The sequence below is a fragment of the Acinetobacter sp. Res13-Abat-PEC15-P4-01 genome (genome assembly GCF_015676285.1).
In the GTDB taxonomy this organism is placed as follows: Bacteria; Pseudomonadota; Gammaproteobacteria; order Pseudomonadales; family Moraxellaceae; genus Acinetobacter; species Acinetobacter nematophilus.
This window is the reverse complement of record NZ_JADAIN010000039.1, coordinates 94,094-113,651: the sequence shown is the minus strand read 5'-3', so window position 1 is coordinate 113,651 and position 19,558 is coordinate 94,094. Positions and strand designations below refer to the sequence as shown.

Below are 19,558 nucleotides of genomic sequence, written 5' to 3'. Positions count from 1 at the left end.
TCAAATCCAATCATCAGTATTGAGATTATCGGGTGTTTGCCTTGACTTCAGTAATCAATTGATCCACTACGCTCGGATCAGCCAAAGTCGAGGTATCCCCTAAGCTATCCAACTCATTGGCAGCAATTTTTCTGAGGATCCGACGCATAATTTTACCTGAACGAGTTTTTGGTAAAGCAGGTGCCCAATAAATGGCATCCGGTGTTGCGACGGGTCCCAATACTTTACGAACCCAATTCACCAATTCTTTGCGCAACGCTTCAGTTTCAGCCTCACCTGCCTGTAGGGTTACATAGGCCGCAATGCCCTGACCTTTAATTTCATGAGGCATACCCACAACAGCAGATTCAGCGACTTTTTCATGTGCCACCAATGCACTTTCAATTTCAGCCGTACCTAAACGATGCCCTGAAACATTTAATACGTCATCCACACGCCCCGTAATCCAGTAATAACCATCTTTATCTCGGCGTGCACCATCACCTGTGAAATAACTGCCAGGATAGGTCGAAAAATAAGCTTCAATAAAACGCTCAGGGTCTCCCCATATGGTACGCATTTGCCCCGGCCAAGAATCTTTGATAATCAGGTTCCCTTCAGCTTCACCTTGCAGCTCCTGACCTTCCGCATCAACCAGAGCAGGCTGTATGCCAAATAAAGGACGTGTCGCAGAACCAGGTTTCAACGCAGTGGCACCAGGCAATGGCGAAATTAAAATCCCACCTGTCTCGGTTTGCCACCATGTATCGACAATCGGACAACGGCTTTCTCCCACCACAGTATAGTACCAATTCCATGCTTCAGGATTGATCGGTTCGCCTACTGAACCCAATAAACGCAAACTACTGCGGTCGCTCTCGCGAACAAATGCATCGCCCTCACGCATCATGGCGCGGATTGCTGTCGGTGCTGTATAGAGAATCGTAATATTATGCTTATCGACAATATGTCCAGTACGTGCCCACGTTGGGTATTGCGGAATCCCTTCAGACATCACCGTGGTGGTGCCGTTAGAGAGTGGTCCATAAAGCACATAAGAATGTCCTGTAATCCATCCCACATCAGCAGTACACCAAAATACATCATCCTGTTTGATGTCAAATACTTCTCTAAAAGTTGAATTGACATACGTGAGGTAGCCACCTGTAGTATGTAAAACACCTTTGGGCTTTCCTGTTGAACCTGAGGTATATAGGATAAATAAAGGATCTTCGGCATTCATGGCTTCTGGCGGGCAGATATCTGTCACCGTCATAATTTCCATGTGATACCACAAATCACGTCCCTCTTTCATCTGAATCGGGTGACCTGTGCGATGAACGACAATCATTTTTTCAACAGAACTGGTTCCTGCAAACGTTAATGCAGCATCCACATTTTCTTTCAGTGGAATCGTTTTTCCGCCACGCATCCCCTGATCAGCAGTAATGACGAGTTTGGCCTGACTGTCATCAATCCGACTGGCTAAGGAGTCAGGAGAGAATCCTCCAAAAACGACACAGTGCACGGCCCCTATACGCGCGCATGCCAACATCGCGATTGCAGCTTCGGGAATCATCGGCATATACAAGATGACTCGATCGCCTTTGGTTATTCCATTTTTTTTCAATACATTGGCAAAACGACAGACTTCATCATGCAGCTCTTCAAAAGAAATAATTTTATGTCGTGATGGATGATCACCTTCCCAGATGATTGCAGGTTTAAGTGGATGTTCTTTGAGGTGACGATCTAAACAGTTTGCACTGACATTCAATTCACCATCTGCAAACCATTCAATCTTAAAATGATCTTTGTCAAAACTGGTATTTTTAACTTGGGTAAATGGTTTTATCCAATCCAGTTTTTTTGCTGCTTCTGCCCAAAACTCGTCTGGATGCTCTATTGACTGTTGATAACGGTCAAAATACTCTTGTTCATTGGTTCTTGCTGTTTTTACAAATTGTTCTGGAACTGGATATATTTCGTTCATATTCTGCTTCCTTGATCTGCCACCTCATCACGAGATGTATGCCTACGTTATTGATTTTATTTGCTGCATGTGTTCAGTATTACGATAGCGCATTTTGATTAACAATTGTGCTTTGGTCGTAGACACGGGGGTCACTTTAACCATCGGAAAATGTTAAGTCATTTGCCAAAACATTCGAATTTTCAATATCTATGTCGTTTTTTTGATCTTATAATTTGTGGTGATAAGTGCATATGGATTTTTTCAGAAAAAAACATTTCCTTACTGAACTTCTTCAACTGGACACAATCACCATGCAAACCCAAGAATCCTCTCCATTTTTCTCAAAACAGGTCATATCACCAACTGATCATCCACTATCGATGCACAGTCGTTTCAATCGTTTAAGTTATATTGCTTGGTTCGGGATCTTACAGCTGTTCTTTAGTTTTGCACTGTTAAGTTTAAGTGTAATGCTGGGAATCCTGAATTTAAATTCAATGCATTTTAGCCAACATGCAATCCACTCACTTTCCGGATTAGGTCAAACCAGTTATATCTTTTTAAGTTTTATATATTTATATTTCATCTTCGTGGTGATGACTCGCCGGCTCCATGATCGTAATAAATCAGGTTGGTGGATGGTGTTATTTTTGATTCCAATCGTGCAGTTTTTTATGGCATTTTATTTGCTCTTTGCTCGTGGTTGCAGCAAGGCCAATCGTTTCGGGCATCCACGCCCATCTACATTTATTGAAAAATTACTCGCTTGGCTGATCGTGATTACTTTTGTGATTGGTTTATTTGCATCTACCAGTATCGTGTCTTTTATGCTGGGAACAGGAGAGATTGACAATCCTACGGCGATTATTCAAAAGGGAACTGAATATTTTTAAAGCGCCTTGATTTTGCAACGAACGTTGTGAATGCTGATAAAATTCTCATAAATATTATTTTATTTTTAGGTTGTACGAAAAACTGTAATCAACGCTTAACTTCTTGAAAATTTCAGGCAAAATATGCCAATTATTTTATTGGACATCATTGTGGCTGAAGAAGCAAATGCATTGAGTACCGTTGCGCAAGACACGACTCAATTGATTAGTTCTGCAGGCGAAAAAACTGCACAAACGGTAATTCAACATACCGAAAAGTATAAAGATGCCTACTCAACCATCGACAAATTCGTCGATGGTTTTTGGGAACGTATGCCTTATTTATGTATTGCACTGATTGTCATTACCATTTTCTGGTTACTGTCTAAGCTGTTTAAATTTTTTGTCCGTAGAACACTCGAAAATCGCACCTATACACGCCAAAATTTAGTTTTAGTATTGAACCGTGTAGGCAGTACGGCGATTATCTTTTTTGGTTTTTTAATTGCCATGGTCATTGCAATCCCAGGTTTCACACCAGGGCAATTGATGAGTGCATTGGGAATTGGTTCGGTTGCAATTGGTTTTGCCTTTAAAGATATTTTCCAGAATCTACTGTCAGGGATTTTAATTCTTTTAGGTGAACCGTTCAAAATTGGTGATGACATCATCGTGAATAACATGGAAGGGACAGTTGAAGATATTCAGATTCGTGCCACCTTCCTACGCTCACCCGATGGTCGCCGTATTGTGATCCCGAATGCGACAGTTTATACCAGCGCAGTTACCGTCAATACTGCTTATCAGCGTCGTCGCTGTGAATTTGTGGTCGGTATTGGCTATGAAGATGATGTACAGAAAGCCAAGGACATTATTCTCAAATTACTGGATAAAGATCAACGTATTCTGAGCCAACCGGGCTTTACTGTAAACGTATCGGCTTTAGCAGATTTCTCAGTTAATTTAACAGTCCGTTGGTGGGTAGATACCACTCAAGTTGTTACCGCTGCATCAATTAGCCAAATCCAAGAAAATGTACTGGAAGCCTTTGCAGAAAACAATATTTCTATCCCTTATCCAGTTCAGGAAGTAAAAGTATATCGTGGTGATCCATCTAGCGATGATCTCGAATCAGCACGTGCTAAATAAGCGTCCCAGTACATAAGGAATCGCAGTTTCAGTACGCAGAACACGGTTGCCTAAGCTAACAGCTTGGCAGCCGTTTTTGATGAGCAAATCAATTTCATAAGGAATAAAACCACCTTCTGGACCAATAATCACAGTACACGCATGCTCAATTGCAAAAGGCATCTTCTGTTCAGTATAGGGATGTGCCACATAAGCTGGGCAGTGTTCATCAATCAACTGTGGTAAAACATCTTCTACAAAGGGTTTAAAGCGCTTATGTAGTTCTATTTTTGGTGCAATCGTATCTCCTGCTTGCTCCAATCCCAACGTCATATAGTGTTCAAGCTGCTGTAAAAAAGGCGTTTGCCAGTAACTTTTATCGACGCGATAACTATGTATAAGCCTAATATGCTGCACCCCAATGGTGACTGCATCCATAATTATACGTCGCAATACTTTCGGGCGGGGGAGAGCAACAATTAAAGTCACGGGTAATTTGGCAGGAACAGCTTCTTTTTGAATCGGTCTCAATAAAACTTCTCGTTCAGAAACTGCAATAATCTCCGTTAAATAACGATCGCCATCTCGAATTCCCACTTTCAATGTATCACCAACTTTGGCAGCAAGATGATTGTTCAAATGTGCAATTTGTCGATCTGAACTGATTTTCCAAATATCGGACTGTGTTTGACGGGAGTCGAGAAGAACAATGTTCATAATAAAGTCTGGTTCATTTTGGCTTGCTATCTTACTTCATCCGCAACATGAAAATTATATAATCAATCCACTTGATTATTCATACAACTGATTTATAAAAATTTATTGATCACAAAGTAAGCTTGTGTTTTGGTATGCACCTTTAGAAACTGTTGCTGACTAATTCATTTTTTGTACTGTTGCATCATAGATGATTATCCTACCGCCAAGCGATGGATGTCGCCATTGGGCGAAGGTATTGGACGTACCCCTCGTCCAAGATCAGTAAAAAAAACAAAGCACTGCTTTGTTTACAGCTTAAGGTTTGTCAGCATCTCTGAAAAGTGAGGCATTGCTTAGGTAAAGATATTTAAACTTTGAATGTAAGCTGTGGCATTACAAGCTTTTTACAATCAAACAGCTTATTCTTCCATATATTTGATTTAATTAAAAATATTAATTAATAGAAATGATATTCCTGTGGATGGTTTTTTTGACCGATTGACTATAGATACCGATCAATTACTGCAATATGCTTCTGTAAGGAGCCCTTATTACGATTCAGTACTTCAACTGCATGCAGACTCAATTGCCGGGCAAAATTCTGATCTTCCAAGCAACGGACCAAAAGTTCAACAACCTCATCAACCGTTTGTCCCACTTTTACAGCATTTGCCTGTAAAAACTCATCCACGATCGCCTGAAAATTAAAATAACGCGGTCCAATTACAGTGGGAACATCTAAAACCATGGGTTCCAGAATATTATGACCTCCACCTGGTTCATTTAATGATCCACCCACAAAACATGCTTGGCTCAAGGCATACCACAGCCACATTTCACCCATGCTGTCTGCCAAATAAACTTGCGTATCGGTTTGGATTTTCTGTTCTAAACTACGGCGATGAGTGATTAGATTTAAGCTTTGTGCTGTCGAAAAAACATCATCAAAGCGTTCGGGATGGCGTGGTACAATGATCAATAACCAGTTTCGATAACGTTCTAAATATGGCTTAAATGCCATCAGCAGTTTTTCTTCTTCAGGTGCATGCGTACTGGCGATGGTTATAATTTTTCGATCACTCAATTGCCAGTCATGTTTAAGCTGTTCAGCGTGATGAATAAATTGTACGGGTGCAGAAATATCAAATTTAATACTGCCGACCACTTCTGTTTTGACTTGCTGAATGCCCAAATCAACAAAACGCTGCTGTGTTGCCCGGTCCTGTGCCAATAGATAATCCAGTTTTTTCAGCATTGGCAAAGTCAGACCCGGTGCTTTGGCATAACCTTTGGCTGACTTTTCTGAAAGTCTGGCATTGACCAAAATACACGGCACTTTAAATTGCTGGCTTTGATCGATCAAGTTTGGCCAAAGCTCTGTTTCTACTAAAATCAGCAGCTTTGGTTGATATTTTTGATAAAAATCAACGATCAGATGCTTCTGATCTGCAGGCAAATAAACCGCTTGAAAAAGTGGCTCATACGCTGCTTTTAAAAATAATGACTTTGAGCGCGCTTGTCCTGTTTTTGTTGTATTGGTCACTAAAACCGTACGACCTGCTTGTAAATAATGCTCAATTAAAGGTTGTGCCGCATTGGTTTCTCCCACTGAAACACAGTGGAACCAAATCGCATGTTGATTTTTGACTGCCTGAAATGGACCAAAACGTTCAAGACTTTCTTGTTGGTATTCTGCCATGTTTTGCGCACGCTTTTTGATCCGCCACCGATACAAAGGTTTGACGATTGCGAGTGCTGCGTTATACCAGAAAGGAGTAGCCAAAAAGAATGCCTCTATACAGATCAATGGGCAAATATAACAGAGCATTATTCAGTTGTTAATGAATAATATTTAACGATTTGTTGTTAAGGCACTGGAAAACTCAAAGATCAAGCCAAAGTGATGAACCGATCATCATAAAAGCATGTTTTACTCAGCTGATCAGAAGTAAAATCTATTCAAAGTTTAAGGGCTGAAGCATAGGGATTTATACTTCAACCCAATCTGATCTTTAGCGCTTGCGATATATTCGATATGCACGAGATCCTATGCTGCAAAGCTTTGCATATTTCAACTACATCAACTTATTTCAATATGATTAAGCAAAAAATAATTGATATCTCAAGACAACAATGTAATTAAACTAAGCTTGGATAATCAATATAGCCTTCTGCTGTTTGCGAACCGATCATGTTTTCAAATACCAATTCATTTAAAGGTGCATCTTGAACAAGACGCTCAAACAAATCTGGATTGGCAATATACGCCTTACCGAACGATACCGCATCTGCCTGACCCGTTGCTAATAAGTGAATCGCATCTTCACGGCTTAGACGCATATTGGCAATATATGGTACACCGCCTGAACGCTGCTTCATATATTGACTGATACTGTCTTCAGCCAAATACTCACGAGTAAAGAAAAACGCAATTTTACGTTTGCCAAGTTGCTCAAGTGCATAACCAAAAGTTTCACGTGGATCAGCATCGCCCATATCATGCTCATCGCCACGTGGTGCGAGATGTACACCAACACGACCTGCACCCCATACTTCGATTAAAGCATCTACCACTTCAAGTAAAAAACGGGCTCGATTTTCCACAGAACCACCATATTCATCCTCACGGTGATTGGTTGAACTCTGTAAGAACTGATCGATCAGATAACCATTGGCTGCATGTAATTCCACACCATCAAAACCTGCTTGTTTGGCTTTGATTGCAGCTTGTTTATATTGTTGCGTAATGCTGTGAATTTCAGAAATTTCCAAGGCACGTGGAATCACATAGTCACGTTTAGGACGCAATAGACTGACCTGACCGGCTTGCTGAATCGAACTTGCAGATACAGGAGTTTCGCCATTGAGTAAATCTGGATGCGAAACACGACCCACATGCCACAGCTGTGCAACAATTAATCCGCCTCGATCGTGTACCGCTTGAGTCACAGGTTTCCACCCGTCTACCTGCGCATCATTAAATAATCCAGGCGTGTTGAGATAGCCATTGGCTTCTTCTGAAATGACAGTAGCTTCAGAAATGATCAACCCTGCACTGGCACGTTGTGCATAGTATTCGACCATCATTGGGGTAGGTACACGGTCAGTGGTGGCACGGCTACGTGTTAATGGTGCCATCACCACACGATTTTTGAGATGTAAATCGCCAAGTACCAGGGGAGAATTGAGTTCAGCCATATTTGCCTCATCACTCGCTGTCCCAAATTTGGGACCTTAAAGCGAGTTTTGTAGATAATCAATATATTGCTGAATTAAAGCTTCATTGCGTGAAAAGTATGACCACTGACCATATTTTTCTGCCTGAATTAATCCTGACTGCTGTAAAACAGACAAATGATTTGACATGGTTGATTGAGAGACATTACCGAGTCTTTCGATATTCCCTGCACACACACCACGCCCAAAGCCACCGCACTGCTCTTCAGACAAATATTGTTGTGGATTTTTAAGCCACTCCAAAATCTGACGTCGAGTTGGATTCGCCAATGCTTTAGAAATTAAATCAATATCCATCTTAGACACATTCAATTCAGAGCAAAGCTCCATTCAGCATCTTCCACATAATATATCGCATTTTTTCGATTTTAATATCGATTTTTTTAGATATATTGCAAAAACACAGATAAAGCTTTGCTTTTGTTAAAAATTTAAATTAAAGACCTTGTTTTAAACTGGCTTCAATAAATTTATCCAGATCACCGTCCAATACCGCACCGGTATTCGAGTTTTCTACGCCTGTACGTAAGTCTTTAATACGAGAATCGTCCAGTACATATGAACGAATCTGGCTTCCCCAACCGATATCCGATTTCGAATCTTCAAGCGCTTGAGCTGCTTCATTACGTTTACTCATTTCCAATTCGTATAATTTAGCACGTAATTGTTTCCAAGCATGATCACGGTTGGCATGTTGTGAACGTTGGTTCTGACAAGCCACCACAATCCCCGTTGGAGCATGGGTTAAACGAACTGCTGAGTCTGTTTTGTTAATGTGCTGTCCACCTGCACCCGAAGCACGATAGGTATCGGTACGTACATCAGCAGGATTAATATCAATTTCAATATTATCATCGACTTCAGGTGAAACAAATACCGCAGAGAATGAGGTATGTCGACGGTTACCAGAGTCAAATGGTGACTTACGCACTAAACGGTGTACACCTGATTCGGTACGCAACCAACCATAGGCATACTCACCTTCTACACGAATGGTGGCAGATTTGATTCCGGCAACATCTCCATCTGATTCTTCCATCAATTCTGCTTTAAAACCATGACGTTCGATCCAACGCATATACATACGTAACAGCATCGAAGCCCAGTCTTGTGCTTCTGTGCCACCAGAACCTGCTTGGATTTCAACATAACATGGATTTGGATCCATCGGATTGCTGAACATGCGACGGAATTCAAGTTTTGCCAACTCTTCTTCAGCCGAACTCAATTCTGCTTGGACATCCGCCAATAAGCTTTCATCATCTGCTTCAACTGCAAGATCAAGCATGGCTTGGGCATCATCTAACTGGGTTGCCAAACCTTCTAAAACATTGATGACGTTCTCAAGCTCACCTTTTTCTTTTGCCATTGCTTGTGCACGGCTTTGATCATTCCAGATTGCGGGATCTTCTAACTCGCGGAGAACCTCTTCTAAACGCTCTTTCTTCAGATCGTAGTCAAAGATACCCCCGTAGTGTTAGACCACGGTCATTTAAGTCTTTTAGCTGAACTAGATAAGGATTAATTTCCACGAGTTTTAATCTCACATTTGACGTCTTTTAATTCGCAGGCATTCTACCACAGAGTAGAAAAAGTTGAGATATGGCTTTTTTATAGATCAACATAAAGTGGAAAGCGCCACGATAATCTCTTTAAAAAATAAGTCGGTCTTCCAATCGAAATCATCACTTTTAAGAGTTAAAAGATCATGTTTAGATTTTATACAGCAGCTCAATAAATTAAGAATATTTTAATTTTTAGGTACTTTTTTATTACAAACTATGTCCCCGGCTTACCCAAAGGCTACTAATATCCACATTATCTACACAGTTTTAATAAAACAAAACACAATATTTAAATTATATTTATCATATATTTAATATTAACCATTTACATATACTCACTATTGTTACAGTGCCGTTACCATAGCATGGTTGACGATTTTTGAATTTCACCTAGACTCAAAATTGTAACTAAACATGTATAAATCAATTCTTCTTCATAGGGGGCAAATTCCATGAAAAAATTAGCAATTGCATCTGCAATCTTTTCCGTAGCCGCTTTAACTGGCACTGCACATGCTTACCAAGCAGAAGTAGGTGGTTCTTATACTTATAATGATTGGGACAACTCTGATGCTACTCATAACTTCGGTGTAGATGGTACTTATTATTTTAAACCAGTACAAACTCGTAACTCACCGTTGAATGAAGCTGCATTCTTAGATCGTGCAAGTAACGTAAAAGCCAATGTGGAATATGCAAAAAATAGCGGTGTAAAAGACAGCCAATATGGCGCTGGTCTTGAATACTTCGTACCAAACTCTGATTTCTATGTCAGTGGTCGTATCGGTCGTGATGAGCATGAAGTTGATCGCACCAACATCGACAATAAAGTAACAACTTACGGTGCTGAAGTGGGTTATTTACCTGCACCAGGTTTATTACTTGCTTTGGGTGTAACCGGTTATGACGTTAAAAACGGTGATGACGGTGCAGACCCAACTGTACGTGCTAAATATGTGACTAAAGTGGGGCAATATGATGCTAACTTTGAAGCATTTGGTGCATTCGGCGATTTAGATGAATACAAAGTACGTGGTGACTTGTATCTAGACAAAACTTTAAGTGTTGGTGCTGATTACTACAACAATGATCTAACCAATCGTGATGAATGGGGTATTTCTGCGAAGAAATTCTTCAATCAAAACGTAAGTCTGGAAGGTCGTGTTGGTTTCGGTGATGACTACAACACTTATGGTGTTCGTGCTGGATACCGTTTCTAAGCCTCAGTACATTAAACAACGCTCTTTGTGAGTAACAAAAGCCAATCAACTCGTTGATTGGCTTTTTTATATCTCTATACCAACTTCATTCACACAATCCAGTTCTGACATCACAAAGAATCGACCAACAATCTTGCTTAACCACTAAATTCCTTAATGCGTTGCCAATTTTGTGCAACCTCTTCCATACTTAGACATTGAATTCTTGCCAAATTTTCAGGATAAATCACGTCTGCATTCTCACAAAAACGGGTTGCTGTAAACTGGCTGTTACTAGCACGAAGAATCACACCTGTATCCTTGCAAAGCGGGCTCGCCAAATAGAGAACACCTAGAGTTACCCATTCTGGCTTTAAATTCTCAGATGGCTGTATAATACCCCACATACGGGTCTTAGCCACTGGGGAGATCGCATTAATTAAAATTCCAAAGGGTTCCCCTTCTTTACTTAAAGCATTCATAATCCCTACTTGAGCCATTTTGCCAGCAGCATAAGCGACTAAACCAGATTGAGCATAATGTTGATACATTGCACGGTCAGATGTATTGAGTACAATTCGCGCAGATGGCGATTGTTTGAGATGCTTCCATGCGTACTTGCTCAACCAAATCGGCGCAAATACATTAATCCCCATGGCACGCTCCAGAAAATCGTTATCCTGATCCTCAATCTGCTGATACCCCACCCATCCAGCGTTATGAATCAGGATGTCTAATGCTCCAAACTTTTCAATGGCTAACTCAATCAGTTCCTTGCATCCCATCTCCTGATCTAAGCGCCCACAATGTGAAATTAATTGTCCATCATAGGCATTCAAAGCATGGGCTGTCTCAACAATTAAGCTTTGATTGCTTCCCTGCCCCAAACGATCTGTACCTAAATCGCTAATGACGACACATGCACCTCGATCTAATAACGCTTGTGCATAAGCTTGTCCAAGACCTTGTCCCGCACCAGTGATGATGGCAACTTTATTTTTAAAAAGCGTCTGTGCTTGTTCGTATTTCTGTTCCATCTTGCATCTCCATAAATATAGTCAACACAATGATGAGACAGTCAGATTTACACGTAAAATATATTATTTATACCAAAATCATATTTAAATGATCTCAATGATTGACTGTGATCCCATTACATTACGGACCTCATCAAGTAACTTGTCACGAATTGCACAGTGTTTATATTCATTCCACACCATCAACAACTCCACATAGCGTAATGCATCGGGTGCATCTACTTGAATAGGTTTAAACACGACATCCTCTCTTTCATGTTGTGCCAATGAAGCTGGCAACAACGCAACACCGAAACCAGCTGCAACCAAGGCGACCAGTGTCTGGAGTTGCCTTGCCTGTTGAACAACTCGTGGGACAAAACCCGCTATCTCACAAAGTTGCATCAACTGGTCATGGAAGCCTTGACCTAAATACCGAGGAGAAGAAACAAAAGCATCCTGCTGTAGTTGAACCAATGGAATCTTCTGATATTTTGCTAGACGATGTGCGCAAGGCAGTGCCACTATGACCGATTCTTTTAAAATGGGTTCAAACTTTAAACCTAGAGCTGTCCTACCTGGTCGTCTCATAAAACCAATAGCAGCATGTCCTCGCTCTAAATTTTCGATCTGCTCTTGTGTGGTTGCTTCCTGCATCGTGAAAGAAACAGCAGGATAATTAAAATGAAAATGTCGAATTGCGGTAAGTAATTTGGCATAGGGTTCGATATTAATAAAAGTCAAGATAAGGTGACCTTCAACTCCCTGTGCCACACGTCGACTATGCTCAACACCCTGATCAAGAAGGTCTAATACTCTTTTAGCTGACTCTAAAAAAACTTTACCTGCTGGCGTTAGCGTGACTTTACGATTAGTACGTTCAAATAAAGGGGCTCCTATTTGCTCTTCCAATCGACGAATAGCTTGACTCAAAGGAGGTTGCGCCATATGAAGCCGTATCGCCGCACGATTGAAATGCAACTCTTCTGCCACAGCGATGAATTGATAAAGCAATCTGGTTTCTATCATGAGGATTTATAGGGATCAATATTGATGAATTTATGTCCAAATCATATCGTTAATAAAAATACAGGTCGAGCTTAGTAATCAGGATCCGCTTTTAAGAAATGGTCACAACACTTGGCTTGATAGCATAATCTTCTATTTTTAGTTAGATTAAACATTGCATATTATTTATTCTTGATCGATAAATCTTGTTGAATTCTTTAATATTTTTATTATCAATTAAACATTTAAAAAGAGCGCCTAAGCGCTCTTTTTAAAGTCATTTATCGAACCTAATAAAAGCATATCCCCCTGGCGTAAAATCAGCAAGAAGCGTTGCTTTTAAAAAGTCCCTGCTGCCGCGAGCATAGCCCTTGGCGTAAAATCAGCAAGAAGCGTTGCTTTTAGAAAGCTCTTACTGCCGCGAGCATAGCTCTTGGCGTAAAATCAGCAAGAAGCGTTGCTTCTTGAAAGCCTGATTTTACTCCCATTCAATGGTTGCTGGTGGTTTAGAAGAGACGTCGTACACTACACGAGAAACGTCTTTAATTTCATTCATGATACGTGTCGAGATTTTGTCCACCAACTCATACGGCAAGTGAGCAAAACGGGCAGTCATAAAGTCAACTGTTTCAACAGCACGTAGTGCAATGACCCATGCATAACGACGACCATCACCCACCACACCCACTGATTTTACAGGTTGGAATACCGCGAAAGCTTGAGCAGTTTTGTCATACCAACCACTTGCACGAAGCTCTTGCATAAAGATGTCATCTGCAAGGCGAAGAATATCAGCATATTCTTTCTTCACTTCACCCAGAATACGAACACCTAAACCTGGACCTGGGAATGGGTGACGATACAGCATTTCATGTGGTAAGCCTAAAGTTGTCCCTAAACGACGCACTTCATCTTTAAACAAATCACGGATTGGCTCAACCAACTCAAATGCCAAATCCTCAGGTAAACCACCCACGTTATGGTGTGATTTAATCACATGTGCCTTACCATTTTTAGTTGCCGCAGATTCAATCACGTCTGGATAAATCGTGCCTTGCGCAAGGAAGTTTACGCCATCAAGCTTACGTGCTTCTTCAGCAAAAACTTCGATGAATTCACGACCAATAATTTTACGTTTTTTCTCTGGATCCACTTCGCCTGCAAGTGCAGCTAGGAAGCGATTTTCAGCGTCAGCACGAATCACACGAATACCCATGTTTTTCGCAAACATGTCCATCACTTGCTGACCTTCATTCAAACGAAGTAAACCATTGTCAACAAATACACATGTCAATTGATCACCAATTGCTTTATGAAGCAATGCAGCAACTACCGAAGAATCCACACCGCCTGAAAGCCCTAAAAGAACTTTTTGATCACCAATCTGCTCACGTAATTGTTCAACACGTAAGTCGATGATATTTTCAGAGTTCCAAAGATTACGGCAACCACAGATTCGATGTACGAAGTTAGACAATAACTCTGCACCTTTGGCAGTGTGCGTCACTTCTGGGTGGAATTGCACACCATAAAAACGACGCGTTTCATCACTCACCGCTGCAAAAGGACAACTTGGTGTACTTGCAGTCACTTTAAAGCCTTCAGGAATTGCTGAAACTTTATCGCCATGGCTCATCCAAACATTGAGCTTGTCATCACCATCGTTTAAATCGCCAAGCAATTGGTCACGAACCAAGACATCAACGGCAGCATAACCAAACTCATGTACTGTGCCTGGCTCTACTTTACCGCCAAGCTGTTCAGACATGGTTTGTAAACCATAGCAAATACCCAATACAGGTACGCCTAATTCGAATACACACTTCGGTGCACGTGGACTACCTTCCTCATGCACACTCTCAGGACCACCCGACAAGATGATGCCGTTAGGATTAAACGCACGAATGTCTTCTTCAGACATATCAAAAGCATACATTTCAGAATATACACCAGCTTCACGTACACGGCGTGCAATAAGCTGGCTATATTGAGAACCGAAATCCAGAATAAGGATACGATCTTCAGTAATTTGAGTATTGGTAGTCATGAGTCAACAACTATGCAGGCAAACGAATATAAGCGCCGTATTCTATCATTTTTATAAGCTGTACGCACTCCATTCAAGCAAGTTCGCAATCTTTCAAAAAAATCATTTTAAATAATCAACTTATAGATTCATTTTCTGTTTAATGATCTCGATTAATTCTGTGGGTGTGATACACCGATTTAAAAAATCTTCCAAATAACCTTCATGCGTCACTTCTTTAAAAAAAACTCATGATCTGTGCCGAACAAGGTAGGATTTTCAGGACAGGGATCTGACGCATAAATATATAAATGATCAGGAAAACCGTATCGGTAAAACAATTGTAAAAAATCAGGTTCTGTATTATCGGTCAATTGAATGATTGCTTTAAGATCAATCTCATCATCTAAAAAGTCATCATTCCATTCATTAAAATCAGCCGTACCTTCTTTATAGGGGGTCAAAAGTGTCGGTTGCCAAAAGCTTTGCCCTCGTCCTTCTTCAGTCAGTTGATAATATTCTTGGATCAATTGAGTGAAAAATACCTCAGGATTTTTATCGAGTTCGGCTTGATGTTGATCGATATATTCACCTAGACCATAAATAGGTTCTTGATCATCCGATGTTGCCCACGGCGCATCTTGAGGTCGCTCATATAAAGCGGTATTAAAACGAATAGCGCATCAGTCATCTATTCACGATATACCTTTGACACGATCAATATTGCCACCAAGTGCCTGTATTCTTTCCAAGATTTGTTTTTTCATTGTGCAAGCTTGAACACGGTGTCTGAGATAGCATAAACCAATTCATCTATTTGATTAATCCAAAGCAAAACGCGCAAAAAGCCAGAGATTGATCTGGCCTAATTGCAAGTTCCGTTTTTATTTTTCAATGGCATGATCAATACTGAAACGACCTGCACCATGAAGCATTAAGAAAAATAGACCGCCCGCCATTGCAAAGTTTTTCATAAAGTTAATTGCATCTGTTTCACCGCCGTGGAACAAGAAAGCCGTAATCAAGCTAAAAACACCTAAGCCGAATGCAGCAAATCGTGCTTGGAAACCAAACAACAACGCTAAACCGCCACCAAACTCAACCAAAATCGTTAAAGGCAACATTGCTCCTGGTACACCCATAGATTCCATATAACCGACTGTTGCACTATATGCTGTGATTTTTCCCCAGCCTGCCACAAGGAAGATATAAGCCATTAAAATTCGAGCAAGCAATGCAATGAATGCATTCATACTCGGTTGATTTACAATATTTTTAACCACAACATTTGGATTAAACATGAGAACACCTAAATTTGTATTTCGTTTTGAAGATGGATATATATTAGTCAGTAAAAATTTTCAGATCGATACCTAAAATTTAAACTTATCGTTGCAAATTAAGAACAATGATAAATTCAAATATTTACTTTTTAATACTGACTTTCATAACTCACACTGCTAGGATTTGTGCACCAATTCGCATAGTTTTTGCCTTATGGATCTGATTGATTTTATTTTGCATGTTGATGAGCACCTTTTTGAATTTATTAAAAATTACGGTGTTTGGGTATATGCAATCTTATTCCTGATTATTTTCGTTGAAACAGGTTTAGTGGTCATGCCATTTTTACCTGGAGATAGTTTACTTTTTGCAGCAGGTATGCTTGCTGCATCTACAGGTGCAATGGATCCAACTGTTTTAATTTTACTGTTATTTATTGCCGCCGTTCTTGGTGATACTTTAAATTACCATATTGGCAAATATATTGGTCCACGTGTTTTCGAAATTGATTCAAAATTTATCAATAAAGAACATTTGCTTAAAACATCACAGTTTTTTGAAAAGCATGGTGGAAAAACCATTATCTTTGCACGCTTTATCCCATTCGCTCGTACTTTTGCACCCTTTGTTGCAGGGGCAGGAAGTATGAATTACAAATACTTCTTAACCTATAACGCGATTGGAGGTTTTTGTTGGATTGGTTCATTTGTCACAGCAGGTTATTTATTTGGTAATGTGGCATTTATTAAAGAACATTTTACCCATTTTATTTTTGCTATAATTATTATTAGCATATTACCTGGTGTGATCGGTTATATACGGCATAAGTTTTTTGATAAAAATAAAGCAACCAAGGAACAATAATTGCTTCAAATTTAATAAGTTAAAAAAAGCCGATTTTTAAAATCGGCTTTTTTATAGGATTAAAGCATTTATTTTTTTACTTGCTGACGCTTAGGTACATAAGGGCAGTTTTTAAATTGAGCCGCTTGTGAAAGCGCATCTTGCTCACCATACAAGCGAGAGAGTTCAGTGTTCTTGGTATTTGAAGATTGTCCTAAGTTTACCGAGATGCTTGGACCGATTCCCCAGCCCCATCCACCACTCCCCCAACCGCCACCAACACCGAGTCCAACACCAACGCCCGTGCGTTTCGCAGGTTGAACACCATTGTTGATATACTGCTGAATGCGATTAAACTCAGTATTGAGCTGCATGCAGTTCATGGCTTGGTACTGAGTTGGTGATACATAAGTTGGCTTTACCGTTGTCGCACATGCCGACACAAGTACCGTCGCTAAAGCAACAACGGATAATTTAACAGAAGTCATTTTCAATGATTTCATTACAATCTCGAAATTATTTTTTATCAATCTCATTGAACAATGATTGATAGGCTTGAGTCAATTTATGATCTGTAGCCAAATGAATTAATGGTAGATTTTTATGATGTGATTCTTTCATCAATACCGATGGCGGAAGCATATTCTCCAAAACAGGCAGACCTTCATCTTTAAGCTGTTGTACCACTTCACGGGGTAATTTTGCTTGTGCCTGATATTGATTCACCACAATGCCTTCAATTTCAAGGCGATCATTATGATCATCCTGTGTTTCAATGACATTTTCAATCAGGGTTTGTAAGGCACGTTTTGAAAATACATCACAATCAAATGGAATCAATACGCGATCTGCCGAAATCAATGCAGACAAAGTAAAAAAGTTAAATGCGGGAGGTGTATCAATATAAATACGTTCATATTGATCAGACAACGTTTGAATGGCATCACGCAGCTTGTAAATCTTATGCTTTGACTCTAGCGCATGTTCCAACTCACCTAAACTTGGGCTTGCAGGCAAAACATCCAAATCCTTAAATGGCGAGCGATGAATATATTGTTCAAATCCCTTATTTTTTGTTTTGAGAAGTGTACCCAGTGCATTCCCAATCAGCCCCTTTTGCTGATTGTTTCCAAGCACATCATTAAAAAAGTTTTCAATATTGGGTTCTAAAGCCGTCTTTTCAGCAGAATAGGTTGCATCATCACCTAACAGGTATTGGCTTGAATTTGCTTGCGGGTCTAAATCAATCACCAGTGTTTTAAAACCTTGATGCGCACTGATTGCTGCAAGGTTTACTGTAATACTTGATTTTCCTACACCGCCTTTTTGGTTAAACACCACACGAGTTAACATACAAATCCCCAATATCTCATTATTTTTAAACTTGTATGCAGTTTAACCCAGACCTCATCCAAGTGTGAAATTCATGTCTAACAATCAGCCAAAAACTGGTTTAACCATCACTAAACCCAGCGTTGCAATCAACGCTACCGCGCCAATCACCATACCTGCACGGCGTTGAACCAAAAGCACTGAGTCATCTTTTTTATAGGCTTTAATTTGAGAGGAAAGGAAGACCATAAACAGCATGACTTTGGCATAAAACCATGGCTGTACTTTGAAATCATTGATGATTAACAAAGTAATACCCGTGAGCACAATCAGCGTCAAGGAGAGGTGCTGTAAGGCAACCAAAACAACACGCCCTTTTGAACTTGGCTGTTGACCTTCTGTACCTACAAATAAAGTCACTGCACGTAAAACAAAAACCAGCATGAGTAAAGCAACGCTGGTCATGTGAATAATTTTAACGAATAAATGTATATCCATCTTTAATCTTCCTAAGCGTTATGACTTAGGTGCATGTGCACATTCAGGGCTTGCAGGTGCTTGACCTTGCCATTCACTTGGAATGTAGGCATGAATTGCCAAAGCATGAATTTTTCCAGGACTGAGTAATTCTTTTGCGACTGCATAAACTTTTTGATGACGCTGCACCAAACGTAGCCCTGCAAATTGTTCACTGACGATCACCACTTTAAAATGTGATTCTTTTCCCGGGAAATATCCACCATGACCAGAGGACTCATTGATCACTTCTAAATGAGAGGGCTCAAGTTGATTTAACTGTTCAATCAATTGTTGTTCTAAACTCATGCGGATTCCTTTTAGAGATGCCAACGGGTAGATTCGATAGTATAACGGATTCTGTATACTTCTCCGTGACTAAAGCTAGACTTTTACAACCATATTGGAATGTTTTAAATTAAATTTTGAATTTTTTTCATAAAAATGTCTTTATTTTATGCAATTAACCATGAACCTTGCAGAAAAATCTTGACCCTATCATTTGTTGATGTATTATACACCGCATGCGGGAATAGCTCAGTTGGTAGAGCATAACCTTGCCAAGGTTGGGGTCGGGAGTTCGAGTCTCCTTTCCCGCTCAAAATTTTTTCATTCAGTTTTTTTATTTAAAAAATTGGACAGACTCCGCGGGAATAGCTCAGTTGGTAGAGCATAACCTTGCCAAGGTTGGGGTCGGGAGTTCGAGTCTCCTTTCCCGCTCCAAAATTTTTTTATTCAGTTTTTTATTTAAAAAATTGGACAGACTCCGCGGGAATAGCTCAGTTGGTAGAGCATAACCTTGCCAAGGTTGGGGTCGGGAGTTCGAGTCTCCTTTCCCGCTCCAAATTCAAAAAGCCCTGATCGAAAGATCGGGGTTTT

19 protein-coding genes and 3 tRNA genes are annotated in these 19,558 nt (G+C 40.2%); 7 read left to right on the top strand and 15 right to left on the bottom strand.

Features of this window, described 5'->3' with window-relative positions:
• Positions 1–25: 25 nt before the first annotated feature.
• Positions 26–1,972, bottom strand: coding sequence for an acetate--CoA ligase (acs, locus tag IMO47_RS15565; RefSeq protein ID WP_196076008.1), 1,947 nt, complete (start codon positions 1,970–1,972; stop codon positions 26–28).
• A 293-nt stretch (positions 1,973–2,265) separates the two neighbouring features.
• Here acs and IMO47_RS15560 point away from each other — a divergent pair, with 293 nt between their 5' ends.
• On the top strand, positions 2,266–2,847 hold the full coding sequence (locus IMO47_RS15560) for a DUF805 domain-containing protein (RefSeq protein ID WP_196076007.1): 582 nt from the start codon (positions 2,266–2,268) through the stop codon (positions 2,845–2,847).
• A gap of 150 nt (positions 2,848–2,997) precedes the next feature.
• Entirely contained in the window at positions 2,998–3,975 is a 978-nt protein-coding gene (locus IMO47_RS15555; protein ID WP_196076015.1) for a mechanosensitive ion channel family protein, read from the top strand.
• On the opposite strand, the gene IMO47_RS15550 is transcribed toward IMO47_RS15555, so the two are convergent.
• From IMO47_RS15550 to prfB, 5 genes are all read right to left on the bottom strand, one after another.
• Positions 3,958–4,671, bottom strand: coding sequence for a 16S rRNA (uracil(1498)-N(3))-methyltransferase (locus tag IMO47_RS15550; protein ID WP_196076006.1), 714 nt, complete (start codon positions 4,669–4,671; stop codon positions 3,958–3,960). The two genes, IMO47_RS15555 and IMO47_RS15550, sit on opposite strands and share 18 nt — an antisense overlap.
• A 484-nt stretch (positions 4,672–5,155) precedes the next feature.
• Positions 5,156–6,436, bottom strand: coding sequence for a 3-deoxy-D-manno-octulosonic acid transferase (locus IMO47_RS15545; RefSeq protein WP_196076005.1), 1,281 nt, complete (start codon positions 6,434–6,436; stop codon positions 5,156–5,158).
• 356 nt (positions 6,437–6,792) lie between these two features.
• Complete coding sequence (locus IMO47_RS15540; protein ID WP_196076004.1) at positions 6,793–7,851, bottom strand: alkene reductase; 1,059 nt, start codon at positions 7,849–7,851, stop codon at positions 6,793–6,795.
• A 36-nt stretch (positions 7,852–7,887) separates the two neighbouring features.
• Complete coding sequence (locus IMO47_RS15535) at positions 7,888–8,187, bottom strand: helix-turn-helix transcriptional regulator (protein ID WP_009585144.1); 300 nt, start codon at positions 8,185–8,187, stop codon at positions 7,888–7,890.
• Between the two features lie 139 nt (positions 8,188–8,326).
• Positions 8,327–9,422 (bottom strand): peptide chain release factor 2 gene (gene prfB / locus IMO47_RS15530; RefSeq protein ID WP_100250478.1). Its coding sequence is split into 2 segments (ribosomal slippage): positions 8,327–9,349 and positions 9,351–9,422, totalling 1,095 coding nucleotides; the frame shifts between segments, so codons are not numbered across the junction.
• Positions 9,423–9,907: 485 nt separating this feature from the next.
• On the opposite strand from prfB, the gene IMO47_RS15525 reads away from it, so the two are divergent.
• Positions 9,908–10,675 (top strand): putative porin, encoded by a 768-nt coding sequence (locus IMO47_RS15525; protein WP_196076003.1) that lies wholly within the window; start codon positions 9,908–9,910, stop codon positions 10,673–10,675.
• Positions 10,676–10,812: 137 nt separating this feature from the next.
• On the opposite strand, the gene IMO47_RS15520 is transcribed toward IMO47_RS15525, so the two are convergent.
• The 5 genes from IMO47_RS15520 to IMO47_RS15500 form a co-directional block, all read right to left on the bottom strand.
• Positions 10,813–11,691: an SDR family NAD(P)-dependent oxidoreductase gene (locus IMO47_RS15520; RefSeq protein WP_196076002.1), complete on the bottom strand. Its 879-nt coding sequence runs from the start codon at positions 11,689–11,691 to the stop codon at positions 10,813–10,815.
• Between the two features lie 84 nt (positions 11,692–11,775).
• Positions 11,776–12,699 carry a LysR substrate-binding domain-containing protein gene (locus IMO47_RS15515; protein ID WP_196076001.1) on the bottom strand — a complete coding sequence of 308 codons (924 nt, stop codon included), beginning with the start codon at positions 12,697–12,699 and terminating at the stop codon, positions 11,776–11,778.
• A gap of 457 nt (positions 12,700–13,156) precedes the next feature.
• A complete protein-coding gene (gene guaA / locus IMO47_RS15510; protein WP_196076000.1) occupies positions 13,157–14,725 on the bottom strand; it encodes a glutamine-hydrolyzing GMP synthase in 1,569 nt (522 codons plus the stop codon).
• A gap of 209 nt (positions 14,726–14,934) precedes the next feature.
• Positions 14,935–15,234 carry a hypothetical protein gene (locus tag IMO47_RS19725; RefSeq protein WP_242052683.1) on the bottom strand — a complete coding sequence of 100 codons (300 nt, stop codon included), beginning with the start codon at positions 15,232–15,234 and terminating at the stop codon, positions 14,935–14,937.
• Positions 15,235–15,588: 354 nt separating this feature from the next.
• Positions 15,589–16,005, bottom strand: coding sequence for a DoxX family protein (locus tag IMO47_RS15500; RefSeq protein ID WP_196075999.1), 417 nt, complete (start codon positions 16,003–16,005; stop codon positions 15,589–15,591).
• 196 nt (positions 16,006–16,201) lie between these two features.
• Between IMO47_RS15500 and IMO47_RS15495 the strand changes: the two genes are divergently transcribed.
• Positions 16,202–16,852, top strand: coding sequence for a DedA family protein (locus IMO47_RS15495; RefSeq protein ID WP_196075998.1), 651 nt, complete (start codon positions 16,202–16,204; stop codon positions 16,850–16,852).
• A 68-nt stretch (positions 16,853–16,920) separates the two neighbouring features.
• Here IMO47_RS15495 and IMO47_RS15490 read toward each other — a convergent pair whose 3' ends face one another.
• The 4 genes from IMO47_RS15490 to IMO47_RS15475 form a co-directional block, all read right to left on the bottom strand.
• On the bottom strand, positions 16,921–17,334 hold the full coding sequence (locus IMO47_RS15490; protein WP_196075997.1) for a hypothetical protein: 414 nt from the start codon (positions 17,332–17,334) through the stop codon (positions 16,921–16,923).
• Positions 17,335–17,347: 13 nt separating this feature from the next.
• Entirely contained in the window at positions 17,348–18,184 is an 837-nt protein-coding gene (locus IMO47_RS15485; protein WP_196075996.1) for a ParA family protein, read from the bottom strand.
• 84 nt (positions 18,185–18,268) lie between these two features.
• The gene (locus IMO47_RS15480) at positions 18,269–18,661 is read right to left on the bottom strand and encodes a SirB2 family protein (RefSeq protein ID WP_196075995.1); all 393 of its coding nucleotides are present in this window, start codon (positions 18,659–18,661) and stop codon (positions 18,269–18,271) included.
• An 18-nt stretch (positions 18,662–18,679) separates the two neighbouring features.
• Entirely contained in the window at positions 18,680–18,988 is a 309-nt protein-coding gene (locus IMO47_RS15475; protein ID WP_196075994.1) for a BolA family protein, read from the bottom strand.
• Positions 18,989–19,205: 217 nt separating this feature from the next.
• On the opposite strand from IMO47_RS15475, the gene IMO47_RS15470 reads away from it, so the two are divergent.
• The 3 genes from IMO47_RS15470 to IMO47_RS15460 all read left to right on the top strand — a co-directional run bounded on the left by IMO47_RS15470 (position 19,206) and on the right by IMO47_RS15460 (position 19,523).
• Positions 19,206–19,278: transfer RNA gene (locus IMO47_RS15470), tRNA-Gly, on the top strand.
• 48 nt (positions 19,279–19,326) lie between these two features.
• A tRNA-Gly gene (locus tag IMO47_RS15465) sits at positions 19,327–19,402 on the top strand.
• A gap of 45 nt (positions 19,403–19,447) precedes the next feature.
• Positions 19,448–19,523, top strand: a tRNA-Gly gene (locus IMO47_RS15460).
• The last annotated feature ends 35 nt before the right edge of the window (positions 19,524–19,558 follow it).